Source organism: Streptomyces sp. Inha503 (assembly GCF_047215865.1).
GTDB classification, from domain to species: Bacteria; Actinomycetota; Actinomycetes; order Streptomycetales; family Streptomycetaceae; genus Streptomyces; species Streptomyces lycopersici.
Genome location: NZ_CP178360.1, coordinates 2,963,672 through 2,982,822, shown reverse-complemented (window position 1 = coordinate 2,982,822; position 19,151 = coordinate 2,963,672). Strand labels below are relative to the sequence as shown.

The 19,151-nt window shown below is 67.8% G+C and carries 16 protein-coding genes and 5 pseudogenes; 16 read left to right on the top strand and 5 right to left on the bottom strand.

Going from position 1 to position 19,151, the window contains the following annotated elements; translation table 11 throughout:
- Positions 1-40: 40 nt before the first annotated feature.
- From ACJX2R_RS11915 to ACJX2R_RS11885, 7 genes and pseudogenes are all read left to right on the top strand, one after another.
- Positions 41-1,495 carry a DUF6351 family protein gene (locus ACJX2R_RS11915; protein ID WP_413100060.1) on the top strand — a complete coding sequence of 485 codons (1,455 nt, stop codon included), beginning with the start codon at positions 41-43 and terminating at the stop codon, positions 1,493-1,495.
- Positions 1,496-1,693: 198 nt separating this feature from the next.
- Positions 1,694-1,966 (top strand): hypothetical protein, encoded by a 273-nt coding sequence (locus ACJX2R_RS11910; protein ID WP_413100059.1) that lies wholly within the window; start codon positions 1,694-1,696, stop codon positions 1,964-1,966.
- Positions 1,918-2,544: pseudogene (locus ACJX2R_RS11905) on the top strand (sodium:solute symporter family transporter); the annotation flags it as partial. The gene ACJX2R_RS11910 and the pseudogene ACJX2R_RS11905, both read left to right, overlap by 49 nt.
- An 85-nt stretch (positions 2,545-2,629) precedes the next feature.
- Positions 2,630-3,553 (top strand): sodium:solute symporter family transporter, encoded by a 924-nt coding sequence (locus ACJX2R_RS11900; RefSeq protein ID WP_413105832.1) that lies wholly within the window; start codon positions 2,630-2,632, stop codon positions 3,551-3,553.
- A gap of 203 nt (positions 3,554-3,756) precedes the next feature.
- Entirely contained in the window at positions 3,757-4,317 is a 561-nt protein-coding gene (locus ACJX2R_RS11895) for an MmgE/PrpD family protein (protein WP_413105831.1), read from the top strand.
- Positions 4,203-4,664: pseudogene (locus ACJX2R_RS11890) on the top strand (hypothetical protein); the annotation flags it as partial. The gene ACJX2R_RS11895 and the pseudogene ACJX2R_RS11890, both read left to right, overlap by 115 nt.
- A gap of 11 nt (positions 4,665-4,675) precedes the next feature.
- Positions 4,676-4,885, top strand: a complete 210-nt coding sequence (locus tag ACJX2R_RS11885; protein WP_413100058.1) for a hypothetical protein — start codon at positions 4,676-4,678, stop codon at positions 4,883-4,885.
- A 123-nt stretch (positions 4,886-5,008) separates the two neighbouring features.
- Here ACJX2R_RS11885 and ACJX2R_RS11880 read toward each other — a convergent pair whose 3' ends face one another.
- Positions 5,009-5,185 (bottom strand): MerR family DNA-binding transcriptional regulator, encoded by a 177-nt coding sequence (locus tag ACJX2R_RS11880; RefSeq protein ID WP_413100057.1) that lies wholly within the window; start codon positions 5,183-5,185, stop codon positions 5,009-5,011.
- Between the two features lie 73 nt (positions 5,186-5,258).
- Here ACJX2R_RS11880 and ACJX2R_RS11875 point away from each other — a divergent pair, with 73 nt between their 5' ends.
- Positions 5,259-6,095, top strand: a complete 837-nt coding sequence (locus ACJX2R_RS11875) for an SDR family oxidoreductase (protein WP_413100056.1) — start codon at positions 5,259-5,261, stop codon at positions 6,093-6,095.
- A 35-nt stretch (positions 6,096-6,130) separates the two neighbouring features.
- On the opposite strand, the gene ACJX2R_RS11870 is transcribed toward ACJX2R_RS11875, so the two are convergent.
- Together ACJX2R_RS11870 and ACJX2R_RS11865 are read right to left on the bottom strand one after the other, a co-directional pair.
- Positions 6,131-7,006, bottom strand: coding sequence for a sensor histidine kinase (locus tag ACJX2R_RS11870; protein WP_413100055.1), 876 nt, complete (start codon positions 7,004-7,006; stop codon positions 6,131-6,133).
- An 83-nt stretch (positions 7,007-7,089) separates the two neighbouring features.
- Entirely contained in the window at positions 7,090-7,212 is a 123-nt protein-coding gene (locus ACJX2R_RS11865; protein ID WP_413100054.1) for a hypothetical protein, read from the bottom strand.
- A 626-nt stretch (positions 7,213-7,838) separates the two neighbouring features.
- On the opposite strand from ACJX2R_RS11865, the pseudogene ACJX2R_RS11860 reads away from it, so the two are divergent.
- The 6 genes and pseudogenes from ACJX2R_RS11860 to ACJX2R_RS11835 all read left to right on the top strand — a co-directional run.
- A pseudogene (locus tag ACJX2R_RS11860) lies at positions 7,839-9,306 on the top strand (IS701 family transposase).
- Positions 9,307-9,948: 642 nt separating this feature from the next.
- Entirely contained in the window at positions 9,949-10,581 is a 633-nt protein-coding gene (locus ACJX2R_RS11855; protein ID WP_413100053.1) for a (2Fe-2S)-binding protein, read from the top strand.
- Positions 10,582-10,593: 12 nt separating this feature from the next.
- The gene (locus ACJX2R_RS11850; protein WP_413100052.1) at positions 10,594-11,574 is read left to right on the top strand and encodes an FAD binding domain-containing protein; all 981 of its coding nucleotides are present in this window, start codon (positions 10,594-10,596) and stop codon (positions 11,572-11,574) included.
- A complete protein-coding gene (locus ACJX2R_RS11845; RefSeq protein ID WP_413100051.1) occupies positions 11,571-13,757 on the top strand; it encodes a xanthine dehydrogenase family protein molybdopterin-binding subunit in 2,187 nt (728 codons plus the stop codon). Before ACJX2R_RS11850 ends, ACJX2R_RS11845 begins: the two co-directional genes overlap by 4 nt.
- Before the next feature lie 162 nt (positions 13,758-13,919).
- Positions 13,920-15,044, top strand: coding sequence for an XdhC family protein (locus ACJX2R_RS11840; protein ID WP_413100050.1), 1,125 nt, complete (start codon positions 13,920-13,922; stop codon positions 15,042-15,044).
- A 43-nt stretch (positions 15,045-15,087) separates the two neighbouring features.
- Positions 15,088-15,393 (top strand): annotated as a pseudogene (locus ACJX2R_RS11835) (helix-turn-helix domain-containing protein); the annotation flags it as partial.
- 62 nt (positions 15,394-15,455) lie between these two features.
- Here ACJX2R_RS11835 and ACJX2R_RS11830 read toward each other — a convergent pair.
- Together ACJX2R_RS11830 and ACJX2R_RS11825 are read right to left on the bottom strand one after the other, a co-directional pair.
- Positions 15,456-15,769: pseudogene (locus ACJX2R_RS11830) on the bottom strand (IS3 family transposase); the annotation flags it as partial.
- A 79-nt stretch (positions 15,770-15,848) separates the two neighbouring features.
- Entirely contained in the window at positions 15,849-16,523 is a 675-nt protein-coding gene (locus ACJX2R_RS11825; protein ID WP_413100049.1) for a DUF3159 domain-containing protein, read from the bottom strand.
- A 501-nt stretch (positions 16,524-17,024) separates the two neighbouring features.
- Here ACJX2R_RS11825 and ACJX2R_RS11820 point away from each other — a divergent pair.
- Both ACJX2R_RS11820 and ACJX2R_RS11815 read left to right on the top strand, forming a co-directional pair.
- On the top strand, positions 17,025-18,164 hold the full coding sequence (locus tag ACJX2R_RS11820) for a VOC family protein (RefSeq protein WP_413105830.1): 1,140 nt from the start codon (positions 17,025-17,027) through the stop codon (positions 18,162-18,164).
- Positions 18,161-19,120: a fumarylacetoacetate hydrolase family protein gene (locus ACJX2R_RS11815; protein WP_413100048.1), complete on the top strand. Its 960-nt coding sequence runs from the start codon at positions 18,161-18,163 to the stop codon at positions 19,118-19,120. The genes ACJX2R_RS11820 and ACJX2R_RS11815 overlap by 4 nt, the downstream gene beginning before the upstream one ends.
- Positions 19,121-19,151 lie beyond the last annotated feature (31 nt).

Sequence of the window (19,151 nt, the reverse complement as noted above, 5' to 3'; positions counted from 1 at the left end):
CACCGGTCCATTCCCCACAAGCACCTGAAGGAGCAGTTCCTTGAACACACCTGTCGTGCCCGAGCCCGGTACCCGCCCCCGGGCTCGCGGACGCCGTTCGGCCATGCTGACGGCACTGGTCGCGGCCGCGGTCGTGGGCACGCTCGGCACCGCACCCGCCGCCCCGGCCGACACCACGCGCCCCACTGCCGCCGCCTGCCCGGGCCCGCTGGAGGAGAAGGCCGACTGTTACACCGGCCGGGACGCCAACGGCGCGTACTACACGATGGCCGTCCCCGAACACTGGAACGGCTCCCTCGTCGTCCACTCCCACGGCGGTCCCGACTTCTCCTACGACGAGTCCACCAGCACCGAGGACCTGGAACGCTGGGCGGTGATGGTCAACGAGGGCTATGCCTGGGCGGGCTCCTCGTACCGGCGCGGCGGCTATGGGGTCAGGATGGCCGCCGCCGACACCGAGAACGTACGCCGCCTGTTCGTCGGCCACTTCGGCCGCCCCGACCGCACCTACCTGCACGGCCAGTCCTGGGGCGGCAATGTCGCCGCCAAGGTCGCCGAGACCTACGGCCACAAGCGTGGCGCCTACGACGGAGTCCTGCTGACCAACGGCTTCCTGGCTGGCGGCTCGCGCGGCTACGACACGCGCGTGGACCTGCGGACGGTCTACCAGTATTACTGCCGCAACCTGCCCCGTCCCACCGAGCCGCAGTACCCGCTGTGGCAAGGACTGCCCGCGGACTCCCCGCTGACACCCGACGAGGTCCAGGGCCGACTCCAGGAGTGCACCGGCATCGACTCCGACCCGGCCGACCGGAGCGCGCGGCAGCAGCGCAACCTCGACGACATCCTGGCCGTCACCCACATCCCGGAACGCTCCCTGGCCACGAACATGCAGTACGCGGCCTTCCTCGTCCGGGACATCGTGTCCAACCGGCTCGACGGCCGCACCCCCTTCGGCAACCGCGGGGTCCGCTACGACGGCTCGCACGACGACAAGGCGCTCAACGCCGGCGTGGAGCGCTTCTCGGCCGACCCCACCGCGCGCCGCGACCTCTCCTACGACAGCGACCTCACCGGACGGATCTCACTCCCGGTTCTCACGCTGCACGCGATCGACGACCCACAGGTCTTCGTCGAGCACGAGGCGGCCTACCGGGCCACGGTCCGGGCCGCCGGCCGAAGCGAGAACCTCGTCCAGACGTTCACGAGGGAGAGCGAGCACAGCGAGCTCAGCGACGCCGAGTACGCCAACTCCCTGACGGCTCTGGACACATGGGCGCGCACCGGCCGCAAGCCTAGCCCCAGTTCGATCGCGCGTTCGTGCGACGCGTTCGACACCACCTACGGTGGTGGCTGCTTCTACGATCCGGCGTTCCGCCCCGCCCCGTTCTCCACCCAGGTACGGCCCCGGCCCGGCGGACTCCACTGGCCCGCCATGTCCGCCGCGCAGGAACAAGCGTGGAGCCGTATCGAGGGCGTGGGCATCGCCCCCTGAAGCCGCTGGGCGGCCCCCGATCCCTTCTCCCGCAGCCGAGCCCGCACACCCCGCGGCGCCAGGCCACCGAACTCCCCGATACCGGCGACCCCGGGCCGTTTCCTCTCCCCGTCCCGTAATTCCCGGAGTGGCCGCATGTCCTGTCCCGATGACGCCTTTACCTCGCGCAGAACCGCTCCAACGACCCATCCCGCGCCCGTGGTTCCCGAGCATCTGCGGGTCATGGCGCTGCACATCAGAAGAAGGTTCGTCGCGGTCAATGCCGCGACCGTACTGGCCTTGGCCGGACTCGACCTGATCCTCCCGGATGCCCTGGCCACCCCCATGGCCGGACCAGTCACCTTCGGCATGGCGCTCCTCGGGCTCTACGGAGTGATCCTGATCGGTAGCGCGGTCTGGTACGACAGGGCCTTCGCCGCTCGATGCGACCGGCCGGCCGGGGATCTCGTCGGCGTCCGGGAGGAGAGATGACGGTGTACCTGGCGCGTACCGGCGGCGGTGCTCTGTTCACCTCCCTGACAGCCTTTCTGCTGGTGATCGTCCTGACGTTCTTCCTCTGCCTGCTGGTCGGCTCCGGCGACGACACCGTCGCGAGCTTCCTGAGCGCCAACCGGTCCTTGTCCAGCCTGCGCAACGGACTGGCCATGTGCGGGGACTCCATCTCCGTGATAGCGCTCCTCATACCCGTGGGCACGGTCGCACTGGGTGGCCACGACGGCATGGTCTTCACCGCTAGCGGCGTCGCCGCCCCCCTCGCGGTCCTGCTGCTGGTGGCGGAACCGGTCCGCAACACTGGAGCCTTCACCCTCGGCGGCATCCTCGCTGGCCGGGTCGACAACCCTCACGTACGCTCCGCCGCTGCCGGCGGCACCCTGCTGGTGTGCGTTCCGCTCATCGTCGTCCAGCTCGTGGTCGCCGGTGACGCCACCGCGTATCTGCTGGGACTGAGCAATCCCGGCGCCGCCCAGGTCTGCACGGCCTTCCTCGGGCTGCTGATCGTCTCCTTCGCGGTGCTCGGCGGTCTGAGGGCCACCAGCGTGATCGAGGTGGTCAAGGTCGTGCTGGTCCTCGGCACGTTCGTCGCCACGGTCCACCTCGTTTTCGAACGCTTCGACTTCAGCCTGGGCCAACCTCCTGCGGGCCGCCGCCACCGGCAGCGGACGAGCCGGGCGGTACTTCGAACCCGGTCAGCTCTACGGCGGTTCCGGCGCCGGGGCGATCGACCGGCTCTCGGCATGCCTGACCATCGCGCTCGGCTTCGCGGTGCTCCCATCCCTACTCATGTGTGTCAGTGCCTCGCCCACGGGCCCGTCCGCCCGCCGCTCGGCCCGGCACGCGGTTGTCCTCTTCGCCCTCTTCTCGGTCATCATGACCGTACTCGGCATGGGGGCGGCCGCCCTTGTCGGCGGTGCGAACATAGCCGCGAACAGCGGCCAGGGCTATTCGGCGATCTTCCTGCTCTTCGACACTGTCTCAGAGCAGGAGGGTCTGCTGTTCACCGCTTTCGCCTGCGCGATGTTCATCACCGCCCTCGGATCGGTCGCCGGACTGATGCTCGCCGCCGCGGCGTCCGTGTCTCACGACGTACATGCCGTCTCCATGCGGCGGGGCCGGGTGGGTCAGGAACAGGAAGTCCGGATGACCCGCTGGATGCTGGCGACCGTCGGTCTGCTGTGCGTGATGCTCGCCGTGGTCTTGCACGGCTGGAGCGTCCTATTTTTCGCCTCGTTCGCCGCCGCGGTCGCCGCTTCGACGATCCTGCCCGCCCTGCTCTACGCCCTGTTCTGGAAGGGCCTCACCCGGCGGGGGCTGCTGTGCACCCTCTACGGGGGAGCGGCCTGCTGCCTTGCGGCGCAGCTGTGGAACCCCACGGTCTCCGGCACCCCACAATCACTCCTTCCCCGACTCGACTTCGCTGTCCTGCCCTTCGAGAACATCGCGATCGTCACCGTACCGGCGGGCTTTCTCATCGGCTGGCTGACCAGCCGCTTCGGCCGGGGACAAGCGCCTCTCGATTACGCGGGAACCGAACGCAGGATCCTGACCGGCACTCGCTGATGGCTCGACGCGACCACAGGAAGGCAGGTTACCGCTGCGACTCTCGCTCTCCCGACGACTCAGGGAGTCCCATGCTCCTGGCCGAAAAACTCAGTTCGTTCACGGTGTCCCTGCGCTACTCCGATCTCAGCACCGCCGCCATCCACACGGTCAAACAGCGCCTCGTCGACAGCATCGGATGACCGCTCGGCGCCTTCGACGCCCTGCCCTCACGCAACGGTCGGGCGTTCGCCGCGGCTCACCCCTCCACGGCGGCCACCGTTCTGGGCACGACCCGGACCACCGCCCCGGATGTCGCCGCCTTCGTGAACGGCACGATGATCCGCCACTTTGATTTCAACGACGGATACGTCGGCAAGGAAGTCGGGCACCCCGGCGACGGCATCGCGGCGTGCCTCGCGGTCGCCGAGTCGCAGAGGGCGTTCGGAGAGGACCTTGTCCTCGCCATCGTGTTGGCTTACGAGATCCAGTGCGGGTTCCAGGAGGCGGCCGCCCTGCACCCAAGAGGGTGGGACCACGTCAACTACGTGCTGCTGTCATTGGTCGTCGCGGCGGGTCGGCTGATGGGGCTCTCGCAACAACGACTGATCGAAGCCGATCAACATTCCGGTGAACGGCCACATCGCGATGCACCAGGTCCCTCTCCCAGTGGAAGGGCTGCTCAGCACCCAACGCGGTGCGGAACGCGATCGTCGCCGCGCAGCTCGCCCGACACAGCTTCGCCGGACCGTCGCCCATCTTCGAGGGCGAGTTGGGGTTCATGAACCGGGTCACCGGTTTCTTCTCCCTCGACGTCGTTCGGCAACCGGGACAGTCAGTCGTATGCCGTTTCGCGCATCCTGACGAAGATGCTGCCGACGAACGGGGAGATATAGACGGCGGCCTGGGCCGCGCTGGCCCGCCCCACCACACGGGAAACGGCAGACCAGAGTCTTCCTTACACGGTGGCCCGGACGTGCTGGACGGCGAGATCACCACCGCGTCGTACAGCGATGAGGCCATCACTGATCCGGTGGCCCTCGACCTGATGAAGCGCGTCTCGGTGCGGGAGGATCCGGAGCCGACCGTGACCTTCCCGAGTACCTCCCCAACCGGGTCACTGTCACGCTAACTTCGAGTGAGGTGGTGACGGAGGATGTCTGCGACGCCCCCGGCGGCGCGCGAGTCGCCATGACCGATCAGCAGTTCGACGAGAAGTTCCACAGTCTGCTGGGACCGCTGGCCTTTGAGAGCCGGCGCAAGGAGATCCTCTTCCTTGTGTGGAACGTCGAACGGTCGGCCGACCTGCTACCGCTGTTCACGGCCATGAACCTGGACGCCGCGGAGGGATGAAGGCCGGTCATGGTCCGGTCGAGGTAGCCGGGGAGGCCGGGTCAGGTGCTTCTCCGGTGGCCGACCCCGTCGGTGGCGGAACCGGATCGATGGTGGAAGCCGGGGCCTGGGACGGGGGCGGGTTCACTGAATGAGGGGGAGTGCCAGCCGGCCGGACCGGGCTGTCCGACGAGCCGTTCGTGACGGCGAACAAGCGGTGAGCAGTCCCTCCTGCTCATAGAAGCGCAGGGTGTGTGCGGCCAGACCGGTCAGTGCGCTGACCTCGCCGATGGTCAGAACGGATTTCTCGGCATTCGTCATGTTCACCACCTTACGAGCTTGCCCTCAAGTCGGCTTGAACTCCTAGCGTGGGGTCATCGATGAAAGGAGCGCCATGTCAACCACATGGTTCATCACTGGCACTTCCTCCGGTTTCGGACGCCTGCTCACCGAGAACCTGCTGGCCCGCGGTGACCGGGTCGCCGCGACAGTGCGCCGGCCCGAGACGCTGGACGATCTGCATGCTCGCTACGGTGAGCGCCTCTGGTCGGCCCGGCTCGACGTCACCGATTGCGAGCAGGTCCGCCAGGTCGTGACCGACGCCTTCAAAGCGCTCGGCACGATCGACGTGGTCGTCAACAACGCCGGCTACGGCGTCTTCGCCTCGGTGGAAGAAGCCACCGACGCACAGATCCGACGTGTGATCGACACCAACCTCCTCGGGTCGATCCATATCATCCGCGCAGCCCTGCCGCATCTGCGCGCCCAGGGGCACGGACGCATCGTGCAGGTGTCCACCGCGGGTGGCCAGACCACGTACCCGAACTTCAGCCACTACCACGCTTCGAAGTGGGGAATCGAGGGCTTCTGCGAGACGGTGGCCCGCGAGATCGCCCCGTTCGGCATCGGTCTGACCATCGTCGAACCCGGTGCGACACCGACCGGATTCGCCGGTGCGCTCGACACCGCGCCGGTGATGCCGGAGTACGAGAGCACCCCGGCAGGTGAGGTGCGGCGCGCCATCGCATCGGGCGCCTTCCCCCTGCCGAACGACCCGCACAAGATCACGCAGGCGATGATCGATCTCGTCGACTCCGGAGCCACGTCGCTGCGACTCCCTCTCGGGTCCGACACCTACGAAGACATACGGGCCTCACTCGTCGCCCGACTCGCCGAGCACGACGCACATCGCGACGCCGCACTCGCGGTGGTGAACGGGGACTCCGGGTGACGGCCCTCGAACTGTGTGTGTGCCCGACCCCGCGATCACGGCTTGCCCGCCGGCAGCGTCGCCCGCACCCGAAGGCCGCCGGAGGCATTTGCCTCGGCGGTGACGGTGCCGCGGTGGGCGTGTACCACTGAGCGCACGATCGCGAGCCCGAGGCCGTGCCCACGGTCGGTGGCGACGCGGGGCGTGGCTCGGTAGAACGGTTCGAAGAGGCGGTCCACGGTGTCCGGGTCCACACCGGGACCCGCGTTGGCCACCTCCAACACCAATGCGCCGGTACAGGAGTGGCCACCGGGACCGGCGTGGGCGCGTACGGTCACATGCACCGACCCCTGGGGAACGTTGTGGACACATGCATTGTCCAGGAGGTTGGCGACGACCCGACGCATCAGGGCCTCGTTGCCGGCCATCTCGTACGCCACCCCCGGGTCGGCTGGCAGGTCCTCGGTGATCTCGATGCCGGGTGCCTGGGTACGCCGTTCCTCGATCGCCTCCGCGGTCAGGGCGGCGAGGTCCACGGGGTCGGCGTCGTACTGCACCTGGCCCGCGGCGGCCAGGTGGAGGAGTTCGGTCACGATGGTGATGTTGCGCTCGTTGGTCTCCACCAGCATCGGGACCAGCTCCGTGAATTCCCCGCCGGTAGGGTCGGCCGCCGCGACCTGGAGGATGGCTCGGTTGGTGGCGAGCGGGGTGAGGAGCTCGTGCGAGGCGTTGGCGGCGAAACGCCGGTGCGCCTCGAAGGACTCCTGGAGGCGGTTCAGGGTGGCGTCGAAGGTGTCGGCGAGCTGCCTCAACTCATCCAGCGGGCCCTGGGCGTTGACGCGGTACGCCAGATCGCCTTCACCCGCCTTGGCCGCCGCCTTGCTGATGGCGGCGAGCGGCGCCAGCAGTCTTCGCGACAGCTGCCAGCCCACGCCGAGTCCGAGGGACCATCACGAGGACGACACCGCCGTCCGACGGCGGCTCGCCGAACGCCTTGACGAACACCGACGTGCCGTCACCGCGCCGCGCGGAGTTCCGCGGTCGCGGTGAAGTCCTCATTGGCCGGCTCGACCGCGAGCACGTCCGTCAGGCCGGCCGCGTGCAGGCGTTCGAGCAGGAAGGACGTCGCGTCTGTCACGGGTGTACTCCTCTCTGCTGGTCACGCGGCATGGCGATCAGGGCCGATCTCAGCGGCGGCTCGCTCAGCCGTCTCCCGGGCAGGGCGGCATTGAGCGCCAGTATGCCTGGACGTGGGAGGAGGGAACGGCGGGCGGGTCGATCGTGGCGACGGCCAAGGGTGCCGCAGGGAGCCGGGCCGCAGATGAGAACGAGGAAAGGTCGACTCCGAATTCTACTTGGCTGGCTGGAGTCGGGTCGCGACGTCGAGGCGGCCCTCTTGCCGGGCCCCTGGGTGGCTTCGTAACGCATCGGACGAAGGATTTCCGTGTTCCGGGAGTATCCGCAGACTGGGCTGTCGCTCGGCTGTGTGCCTGTCTCGATGGCGGGGTCGAAGGTTGCATCGGAAGAGAAGGGAGCATCGCACGTGGACGTCTTCATCCTCGGCATCACCGGCGGTATCGGTGGTCTGCTGGCGCAGAGACTGCGCTGTCGGGGAGACGCCGTGTATGGGCTCGTTCGCCGGGACGAACAGCAGGTCGAACTCGCCGCGCAGGGTGTGAGGGCACGAGTGGGTGATCTCGCTGCTATCGGTGGTTTGTTGACATCGGGTCGGGGCCGCAGTAGAAGGACGAGCAGGGGTGTGTGATGACCGCTCGTCGTCCGTGTCCGCCGGCTCCGGGACCGCTGGAGCAGTACGCTGCCGGCTTCGATGATCTGTTTGACTCCCTGGCTCAGCGTCGGGGTTTTCGTCAGTACCTCACGGGGCTGCTGGCACCGCGGGAACGGAACAAAACACTGACATGCCTGGCCGGGGCCGAGCCGGTAGCGGGAGCCCAGCACCCCGCAGTGCAGCGGCTGCAGTTCTTCCTCTCCGAATCCCCCTGGGAGCACGAGCGGATCAACGCCCGTCGTCTTGAGCGCCTGCTGGATGATCCACGCACCGCTCCGCACCCCGGCGGAGTACTGGTCATCGACGACTCCGGCGACCGGAAGGACGGGACCGCGACCGCGAACGTGGGACGGCAGTGGCTGGGCCGATACGGCAAGACCGACAACGGTGTCGTCACGGTCACCACACTGTGGGCGGACGAGCGGCTGTACTATCCGCTGCACGCCGTGCCCTACACCCCCGCCCGCCACTTCCCCAAGGGCCGCAGCGATCCGGGCTTCGCCACGAAACTGCAGATCGCTGCCGCACTCGCCCGCCGGGCCACGGAGGCCGGAGTTCACTTCCGGGCGGTGGCGGCCGACTGTGCCTACGGCGACCAGGACGGTTTCCGAAGTGAACTGGCCACCGCCGGACTGCCGTTCGTGATGGGCCCTCAAACGGCGCCGCGGCACCTGGGCCTACGGTCCCGATGCCCACACCCCCATCGACGCCGCCCGGGAACTGGCCTGGCACGGACCCGACCGTCCGGGCGACTGGACAGCGGTGACCCGCACCTTCCGCGACGGGCACACCACCACCTGGTGGGCCGCTGAGACGTCCTTGGGCTGGTGGGGACCGGACGGCACCACCCGGCTGGCGGTGGCCACCACGGACCCGGACACCCTGCCGGAGAAGTCCACCTGGTATCTGGCCACCAACCTGCCCCGCCCCGGCTCACCACGCGAGGCCGACAGCCCCCACCCGGCTGCCGACCTCGCCGAGATCGTGCGGATCTACGGCATCCGCAACTGGATCGAGCAGAGCTACAAACAGGTCAAGGACGAACTGGGATGGGCCGACTTCCAGGTCCGCACCGAGGGTGCCATCCGCCGCCACCAGACCCTGGTCAACTGCGCGTTCTCCTTCTGCTGGGAAGCCGGACTGCCACCGACTCCCGCCAACCGCCCGGTCCGGCCGCCCCGGCCAGAGAGGGGGCACCCGATCGCACCACCCGGCACGCTGGCCCCAGGCCCTACGTACCGTCCGCAGTTGGCTGACCCCCACCATCATGCTGCAACGGTGGTGGAAAGCCTGGTCCAGCACGCCCCCACCAGCAGAGTTACAGAACCTGATCAACGCAGTCAGTACCGGCCGACCACTCAGCCACCACCTCCCACTCCCGCCTTAACAAACCACCGCTATGCCTTGCGCCAGACCAACCTGCACGGACGTGTGCCGCAATAGTTATTAAACATGCGTGGTGCAACAACCTCTGGATGCGCACGAGTCACATGGTGGAGGCTGGGTGGGTGTCCCGAACCCTTGCTCTGATCGCCTGTGACTCCTCGGGTGTCAGTATCGCCTGTGCCCGATCTCCGGTCGCCGACCGTGAGAGCGTCCTGATGGCCCGGCTGACGGATCGGCTTGACAGCCTCACTCTCGAACAGCACACGGCTGACGCAGCCTTGGATGCCATGCTATCCGTACCTCTTGGCACGCGCGACGAGCGCGCGCCAAGGCCAAACCATCCCACAACAGCCACCTGCTTCCCCTCAGCGCCCTCGCTCCCATCCCGCTGATTTCGACGCAGCGGTGCCGGAGCTCGGCAGAGGCTACGGCAAGCGATCCCCATCACCACGACCGGCAGGACGTGTCGCGGGCTGGCCCCACTTGTCCAAGACTGGAAGCCAGCCTGTATCCCGAACCAGGAGATACCGGGCCCCGTTGCTCGACACCCTTCGAAGCCGCCGCATCCGCCATGATGCCCCATAACCACCACTCATTACCTGGAACAGCCCGTTTGAGTAACCGGTGCATTCTTGCGATCGACGTGACCATCGGTTCGCTCTTCACGGCCACCCGTACCCGCACCAAGGGAGCGTGGACATGCCCACCGAACGACCTGACCCAGCCGTGACTTCCCCTGCCGACCCTCTTGTGTCCTCTTCCGCGCCGTCCCGGCGTACCTTCATTGCCACGAGCACGGCCGTCGGGGGAGCGGTCGTGGCCGGTGGCCTGGGCGCCGGACCGCCTCCGCCCGGCGCCGAGGCGGTGCCCAGCAGCCGTGTCTCATTGGCGGTCAACGGTGTCCGGCACACCGTCGCGATCGACAACCGCACCTCGCTCCTCGACATGCTGCGCGAGCACCTGGGCCTGACCGGTTCCAAGAAGGGCTGCAACGCCGGTGCCTGCGGCGCCTGCACGGTCCTGGTCGACGGGCAACGTGTCAACTCCTGCCTAACGCTGGCGGTGCGGCTGGAGGGTACCGAGGTGACCACGATCGAGGGGTTGGAGAAGGGTGACCAGTTGCATCCGCTGCAACAGGCGTTCATCGACCAGGACGCTTTCCAGTGCGGCTTCTGCACGTCGGGGCAGATTGTTTCCGGGGTCGGGTGCATCCAGGAGGGCCACACGGGCTCGGCGGAGGAAATCCGGGAGTGGATGAGCGGCAACCTGTGCCGCTGCGGTTGCTACGTGAAGATCGTGCGAGCGGTCGAACAGACCGCCGGAAGGAAGTGAGGGCCGACTCTCATGCATCCCTTCACCTACACCAAGGTCGCGGACACACGGGAGGCGCTCAACGCCGCTCGGAACGGGGGGCGTTACATCGCCGGCGGCACCACCCTCGTCGATCTGATGCGGGAGACCGTCGAGCGCCCTAGTTCGCTGGTCGACATCAGTGCCCTGCCGTTGAGCGAGATCACCGCCACCAAGAGCGGGGGGCTGCGTATCGGCGCCCTGGTCCGTATGTCCGAGGCTGCCGCCCACCCCAAAGTGCGCGCCCTGTATCCTGTCATCTCGCAGGCGCTGGAGCTGAGCGCGTCCGCCCAACTGCGGAACATGGCCACCATCGGTGGCAACATCATGCAGCGCACCCGGTGCACATACTTCCGGGACGTGACCGCGGCCTGTAACAAACGCGAGCCCGGCTCCGGGTGCGCCGCGCTGCGCGGCTATAACCGCACCCACGCGATCCTCGGCACCTCCAACAGTTGCGTGGCCACGCACCCCTCCGACCTCGCGGTCACCCTCGCCGCTCTGGAGGCCACCATCCATCTGCTGGGGCCAGACGGTGCGCGCATCGTGTCTTTCGCCGACTTCCTGCTCCAGCCGGGCAGCACTCCGAACCGCGAACAAGCCCTACACCAAGGTGAGTTGATCACCGCAGTGGAGATACCGGCCCACCCGCGGCCACTGAGGTCCGGGTACCTCAAGGTGCGCGACCGGCAGTCCTACGAGTTCGCGCTCACCTCCGCCGCAGTCGCGTTGCACATCCGCGACGGCGTCATCCGCGAGGCGAAGGTCGCTGCCGGCGGTGTGGGCACTGTGCCGTGGAAGCTGCCCGCCGTCGAGCGCCACCTCATCGGCGAACGCCCGTCCGACCGGCTGTGGGCCGAGGCCGCCGCGCAGGCTGCCGACGGCGCCCGCCCCCTAACGCACAACGGCTTCAAGACCGAACTACTGAAACGCACCATCGAACGCCAGCTGAACACCGTAGGAGGCACCGAATGAGCCAGCCACAGGCAGCAGTCGGTGCGCCGGTGCCCCGCGTCGACGCACGACTGAAGGTCACCGGACGAACGAAGTACGCCGGAGACAACAACCCCGACGGGGTCGTGCACGCGGTTATCGTCGACAGCCATGTCGGACGCGGCCGTATCACCGGCATCGACGCCCGCCCCGCCGAAGCCCAGACCGGTGTCGTGAAGGTGATCAGCCACCTCAACGCGCCGAAGCTGCCGCCTCGTGAAGGAACACTCCCGCCGGGTAAGCCGCTGCGCCCGTTCCAGGACGACCGCGTCCAGTTCTTCGGACAGCCCGTCGCGGTCGTCGTGGCGACCACGCTGGAAGTGGCACAGCACGCCGCGAGCCTGGTGAAGGTCTCCTACGATGTCCAGCCTCCCTCGACCGACATCAGCGTCGCCAACCCTGCTGACAACCCCGAGACCTACGCGCGCGGCGACGCAGACACGGCCCTGGAGACCGCCGATGTCAAGCTGGATCTGGCGTACCGGATGGCCCGCAACCATCACAACCCGATGGAGCTGGCCAGCACCGTCGCCCACTGGGAGGGTGACAAGCTCACCCTCTGGGAGAAGACCCAGTGGGTGGGCGGCACCCTGGCGACCATGGCCAGTGAGTTCGGTATGCCGCCGGGCCGGATACGCGTCATCTCGCCGGCCGTCGGCGGCGGCTTCGGCAGCGGTGGCCGGACCCACGTGCACACCTCCATCGCGGCCCTGGCCGCCCGCGAAGTGAAGCGTCCCGTAAAACTCGTTCTCACCCGCCGGCAGATGTACTTCGGCGTAGGGTCCCGGCCCGCATACGAATACGCCCTGCGGCTGGGCAGCGACCGGCGGGGCCGCCTGACCGCGTCCACGCACGACGTCCGTGCCGAAACCTCCCGCTACGAAACGCACAGCGAAGCCGTGCTCGAACCCGGCCGGATGCTCTACAGCACGCCCAACGTCCGCCAGGTGTACCGGCACGTCCCGCTGGACGTGAACTCGCCGTGGTTCATGCGTGGTCCCGGCTACTCCAGCGGTACCTACTGTGTCGAGACGGCGATGGACGAACTCGCTCACGAACTGGGCGTGGACCCGATCGAGCTACGGCTGCGCAACGAACCCGCCGACGACGAGTCCACCAGGCTGCCGTTCTCCACCCGCCGCCTCCGCGAGTGCTACCGCGAGGGCGCCCGCGAGTTCGGCTGGAACCGGCGCAACCCCAAGCCCCGCTCGACGCGCGACGGTGACTGGCTCATCGGCATGGGGATGGCCGCCGGTGTCTACGACACCGCGCGCAGCGCGGCCCAGGCATCGGTCAGGCTCGACGCCGACGGCACCGCCCTCGTCCAGTCCGCGACCACTGACATGGGCCCCGGCACGGCCACGTCCATGACTCAGGTCGCCGCCGATGCCCTCGGCCTGTCCATGCGCCAGGTGACCTTCCGGCTCGGCGACTCCCTCATGCCCACGGCCCCCGGCCACCACGGCTCGCGGACCATGGCCAGTGTCGGATCCGCCGTCCAGGACGGCTGCGACAAGCTGCGCAAGCAGGCGATCACCCTTGCGGTCAAGGACGAGGAGTCACCGCTGTACGGCGTCGACCCCACCGAAGTGGTGGTACGTGGCGGCCGACTGTACGTGAAGGACCAGCCCACACGCGGGGAGACGTATCAGCTGCTCCTGGCCCGCAACGACCGCACCCACCTCGAAGCGCTCGGCTCGTACGCCGGCGCGCCGGAATCGGAGAGGTTCGCCTTCCACGCCTATGCCGCGACGTTCGCCGAAGTGGCCGTCGACGCCCGCCTCGGCCTGGTGCGAGTCCGGCGCATGGTCGGCGTGTACGACGCCGCCCGGATCATCAACCCCAGACTCGCCGACAGCCAGGCCATCGGGGCCATGACCGGCGGTATCGGGCAGGCCCTGCTCGAGCACACGGTCACCGACCACCGCGACGGCAGGATCGTCAACGCCAACCTCGCCGACTACCTCGTGCCAACCCACGCCGACATGCCCGACATGAAGGCGATCTACATCGAGGGCGAGGACTTCGAGGCCGACCCGATCGGCGTCAAGGGACTCGGTGAGGTCGTCATCGTCGGAGTGGCACCCGCCATTGTCAACGCGGTCTTCAATGCCACCGGACGCCGGATCCGCGAGCTGCCCATCACTCCCGAAGCACTGCTCTGAGGGCCCGGGTAGCCGGTGCACTCACCCGGCCACCTCCCCAAACGCAAACGTCCGGCGGCTCTCGTCCCCACACCGCCGGATAGCAGGGCCGTCGCCAAGCGTCCCTTTCCCCAGGTCGCGCTGCGGCGTCCGCTTCCTCCCCCACCTCATGGAAAGCCCGTCATGCTGAACATCGCGGATACATTGCGTCAGTGGTGCCGCGAGGGACGCCCCTTCGCCCTCGCCACCGTCGTCCACGTCAGTGGTAGCGCACCCCTCCCCGTCGGCACAGCACTGGCCGTGGACACAAATGGCACCGTGATCGGCAGCGTCTCCGGCGGCTGCGTCGAAGCGGCGGTCTACGAACTATGCCAACACCTTCTCGCACACGGCGGGCCACCCGCCCTCGCCGACTTCAGCTACTCCGACGACGACGCCTTTGCCGTCGGCCTGACCTGCGGCGGAGAGATTGAGGTCCTGGCACAGCGCGTGGAGCCTGCCGACGAGCCCCCCTTTGTCGCTGCCCTCGATGCCGTGGCCGCAGGGCACTCCTGCGCCGTGGCCCAAGTCATCGACGGCCCCGGTGAACTCATCGGCCGCACCCTCCACGTCCCCGAAAGCGGTCCCCACGACGGGACCCTCAGCGGCAAGAACGAGGACACGGTGGTCGTGGAGCACACCCGTGCGCTCCTGCGTGCGGGCCGCACCGCCCGCATCGAGGTCGGCGGCGACACCGATACCTGCCCCACAAAGTTGACCGTCCTCGTCCACACCAACGCACGCCGCCCCCGCATGCTGATCTTCGGCGCCGTCGACTTCGCCGCTGCCCTATGCCAGGTTGGCCGCTTCCTCGGCTACCACGTCACCGTCTGCGACGCCCGCCCCGTCTTTGCTACGCAGGCCCGTTTCCCGCACGCCGATGAGGTCGTCACCGAGTGGCCCCACCGTTACCTCGCGGTCACCGAGACCGACGCCCGCACCGCCGTCTGCGTCCTGACCCATGACGCCAAGTTCGACATCCCCCTGCTGCGGTTGGCGCTCGCTCTCCCCGTTGGCTACGTCGGTGCCATGGGCTCCCGACGCACCCACGAACATCGCATCGACCTGCTCCGGGAAGCCGACGTGCCCGAGGAGCAACTGGCCCGTCTGCACTCGCCAATCGGCCTGGACCTCGGTGCCCGTACTCCCGAGGGGACAGCCATCTCCATCACGGCGGAGATCATCGCCCACACCAACCGCGGCACGGGCCTGCCCCTGTCGCACGGCACCGGCCGCATCCACCATCCCGCACAGCCTCTCCCTGCCTAGGGGCTGTCCCGTAACTGCTGGTCACGGGCGAGATGATCTTGCTGTGTCTGGTGTGATCACGGCGTCGGAGCCCTCCTGGACAGCCCCGTTCACCGAGCTGAGCCCGCGCCAGCTCAGCAAACTGATCACCACGCTCCGGGGTGAGGGTGCGGATCCGGTGCGCAAGGGCCGGCAATGGAGCCTGCCGCTGGACGACCGCGTGCTCCTGGTCGCCGCGTACTGGCGCACCAACCTGACCCTGCGCCAACTGGCACCCCTGTTCGGGGTGTCGAAGTCGGCGGCCGACCGCATCATCGACCACCTCGGGCCCTCGCTCACGCTCCAGCAGCGCAAGCGGTTCCGCAAGGACGGGCCTTGACCCGCAGTCTTGGACACGGGCTATGCGGCCTGGGCCAGGATGGTTGATGTTGTGTGGTTGATGCGCTCGCCCGCTTCGCGCAGTTCGGCGGTGATCCTGGGGTGGCCGTAGGTGCCGTCCGACTCGTGGTGCACGGCCGGTATCCGGGCGGCGAGGCGGGCGTCGGCTGCCTGCCGGGCGGCCCGGTCCGCGGCCGTGCGGCGCCAGTAGTAGAAGCTGGAGCGGGCGATGCCGAGGATGGTGCACAGCCGCTTCACGTCGTAGCGGCGTTGGTGGTCGGCAACGAATGGGAAGCGGTTCACCAGCGCGTCTCTCCGGCGAAATGCTTCGCCGCCTTGCGCAGGATCTCGCGTTCCTCCTCCAGCTTGCCGTCGGTTCGTGGTGGCGCGGCCCGGTCGATGCCGGGGGATCAGATATCTGGGACGCGACGCTCGAGTGCCAGGAAATCAGTTCCGCGGCTGTTGCAAACGCGACCGTGTTTCGAGGGGGGTGCCGCCATCGAGGGGGCGCGTAGCGCGGCGTACGACCACAACGGTAAGGATGACCATCAGCAGCAGCGTCGGCTTGTTGAAGAACGTGCCCAGCAGGGTGAGTCCGGCGACTGAGTCCATTGAATAGACGTAGGCGAACGGCACGAGGTGTGATACCCACAGCGCGCTCCAGATGGCGGTTAGGCGTCGATGGCGCTTCCGGGCCCGTGGATCGCCGAGGGTAGTTGCCGGCTCCAGGCGGATCTTGCGGCACACCACCTCGGTGGCCGGGCGTCCGATCAGCAAGGAGGCCACGCACACCACCAGACCAGAGCCGTTGATCACGAACTCTGGGATGTAGAACGCCCGCCCTTCGCCGAAGCCGATGGCGCTCACGCTGTGGAACGCCACGAGCACTGTTGACCCGGCGACGACGATGAGCCGGTCGCCGCGGTGTCGGCGGACTCCGGCGACCATCAAGGCGGCCAGGAGGGCGGCGAGTGCTCCCCACTCTGGGCCCCAGCGAGCCTCAACGAGCAGGAATGTTGCCGGCGCGGCGGCCGCATCGACAATGTGCCGCGCTATGTCAGCCGCACGGTGGGGGTGCTCGAAGATCGGTTTCCGCCCATTACCTGTGTGGGGTTCGGTCATTGCGTCCTCCATCAGTCGTTACGCAGCCGGCCAGACGGTGCACCATCGGCGCCGTAAGAGGTCGAGGGAGGGTGTTCGGCGCTCGTCCCGCATGCGTCAGTGCTCCCTGGTTGTGTCCTCATCTGAGGCGCACGGGCATGGCGTTGCGCCGCATGCGGCGGTGGCCTCGGCGCCGCAAACCGCTGAGCCGGGTGCGGATCTGGCTCCACATCTACACGACCTGATGTACTGCTCAGTAATGGTTGACACATCACTACTGATAAGTCAATCATTATGTAAGCGTCAGTTTGGCGCGCCGCCTGCCGGATGCTGCGACACGAACGGACCGGTGTAGTCCTGTCGTTGCGGGCGGTTGGACGAAACTCCGTTCTCGGGTGGCGATCTGGCCTTCAGCTGCGGAAACGCCATCGGGGGCGCCAGGCGCCATGACTGCCCGGCCAATTCGGGAGAGGGCATGTACATGGCAGCCAGGAGATTCATCGAGAGAGGGGTTTGCCCGTGATCGAGGTTGAGCAGCTGGCCACAACCGTTCCGGTCGACGTCCATGACGGACTCCACAGCGAGCTCGGGGCCCTGCGGGGTGAGCACCCCGGTCGTGCCCGGAATCCTGTGATCAAGGTTGTCGAGCTTGGGTGGCTGGAATTCGCAAAGCCCGACCTTGACCGCGCTGAGCGCTTCGCCCGCGACTTCGGCTTCTCCGTCCACGAGCGCACGCGCGACCGGCTCAGTCTGCGCGGAACATGGTCCGCGTTGCCGTGCCTGGTCATCCACCGGGGTCGGAGTGCCCGTTTCATTGGCCTGACGTTCATCGCGGAGTCTGTCTCCGATGTACGCCGCCTGGCCCGCTGGAGCCAGGCGAACGCGCTGCCGTTCGGGGCCGGGCAGGCCGTCCAGCTTGTCGATCCGAGCGGCATACCGGTGCGGGTTGTCGCAGGAGTGGAACGGCCGGGCGCTCTGGCTGAACGTGCTCCGCTCGAGCTGAACCTCGGCACAAAGCCGGTCCGGATCAATGCGACCCAGCGGGCTCCGCGGGCTGCGCCGGAGGTGCAACGGCTCGGCCACGTAGTGCTGGAGACGACGAAGTTCCAGCAAGCTCTGTCGTGGTACCTGGAGGCCCTCGGGCTGGTCGTGAGCGACTTCTTGTACCTCGATGATCTTCGCGACCGTGGCCCCACCATGGCCTTCATGCGCTGCGACCTCGGGTCGATACCAGCCGATCACCATACGCTGGCCATGCACCTCGGGCCACGCATCGGCTACGTGCACTCCGCATACCAGGTCACCGACTTGGATGCCGTGGCGGCGGGCGGGGAGTTTCTCGCGGAGCGCGGGTACCGGAGGGTGTGGGGGATCGGTCGGCACATCCAGGGCAGCCAGATCTTCGACTACTGGCGTGACCCCGACCGCATGATGGTCGAACACTACGCCGACGGCGACCTCTTCGACTCCTCACTCGAGCCCGGCTGGGCGCCCATGAGCGCGAGCGGTCTCGCCCAGTGGGGCCCGCCCGTCTCCCGCGACTTCCTCGGCAGCGAGCCCAGTCCCAGCATGGTTGCCGCGCTGCTCAAGGCGCTGGGCGACAAGGACAACGAGATCGACAAGAACACCTTGAAGGCATTGGCGAAAGCGATGGCTGCATGAGTATCAACGTGGCACGAACCGACGACGGCTGGTGGGTCGAAAGCGATGGTCGGCTCACACCGATCCGGACCGAGGCCGGCACCACGGCAGAGCTCCTCGCCGACCGATCAGAAGTCGAGAAGGCGGCGAGGGCCCCCGACCCCAATGGGCCCCGACTCCAGGACACCGAGATGCTCTCACCGGTGACTGTGCCCGCCCGTGTAGTCGCCCAGATGGTCAACTACCGTAGTCATGCGCAGGATTCGGGCTTCAGTCCCGACACGGTGCCACCGGCCTTCTTTCGTAAGTCTTCCGGCTCGGTCTGCGGGCCCACCGCCGACATCCGTTGCCCCGACCACGTCCGCTTCCTCGACTACGAGGTTGAGCTCGGCCTGGTGATCGGGCGCCGCATCGACGTCGGCACTTCGCTCACCGAGGGCGAACTTGCTGATGTCGTCGCAGGCATCGTTGTCACCAACGACGTCAGCGCTCGCGACATCCAGCTGACGCGCACGCAGTTCTACGAGTCGAAGTCTTACCCGACGTTCACGCCCGTCGGCCCGTTCCTCACCCTCGTCAACGGCGCTGAACTCGCTGCCCTGGAACGCCTGCGTCTCACCCTGAGTGTCAATGGCGAGGTCCGCCAGGACAGCACCGTTGCCGACATGATCGTCAAGCCTGCGCGGGCACTCAACCTACTGGCCCGTTTCCAGGCCCTGGACGTCGGCGACCTGGTGCTCACGGGCACTCCGGGCGGCACTGCACTCAAGTCGCCCGGTGCGGTGGTGGAGAAGATCGGCGCGCTGCTGCCACCCGCCGTGAAGTGGAAGACATTCTTCAAGAGCCAGGCCGACAACCCGCATTATCTCAAGGACGGCGATGTCGTGGCCGCAACGATCAGTGATCCCATACAGGGGATCAATCTCGGTCAGCAGATGAACATCGTGAGGGGCCCGGCTCGGAGGGCGGTGCTGTGAGGCCGATCGAGGTGCAACCGCCCACCGAGGG

Excerpts from the sequence above, each read along its gene's own strand:
- ACJX2R_RS11880 (WP_413100057.1), bottom strand. The coding sequence starts at position 5,185 with ATGACGAATGCCGAGAAATCCGTTCTGACCATCGGCGAGGTCAGCGCA.
- ACJX2R_RS11875 (WP_413100056.1), top strand. The coding sequence starts at position 5,259 with ATGTCAACCACATGGTTCATCACTGGCACTTCCTCCGGTTTCGGACGC.
- ACJX2R_RS11855 (WP_413100053.1), top strand. The coding sequence starts at position 9,949 with ATGCCCACCGAACGACCTGACCCAGCCGTGACTTCCCCTGCCGACCCT.
- ACJX2R_RS11850 (WP_413100052.1), top strand. The coding sequence starts at position 10,594 with ATGCATCCCTTCACCTACACCAAGGTCGCGGACACACGGGAGGCGCTC.
- ACJX2R_RS11845 (WP_413100051.1), top strand. The coding sequence starts at position 11,571 with ATGAGCCAGCCACAGGCAGCAGTCGGTGCGCCGGTGCCCCGCGTCGAC.
- ACJX2R_RS11840 (WP_413100050.1), top strand. The coding sequence starts at position 13,920 with ATGCTGAACATCGCGGATACATTGCGTCAGTGGTGCCGCGAGGGACGC.
- ACJX2R_RS11825 (WP_413100049.1), bottom strand. The coding sequence starts at position 16,523 with ATGACCGAACCCCACACAGGTAATGGGCGGAAACCGATCTTCGAGCAC.
- ACJX2R_RS11815 (WP_413100048.1), top strand. The coding sequence starts at position 18,161 with ATGAGTATCAACGTGGCACGAACCGACGACGGCTGGTGGGTCGAAAGC.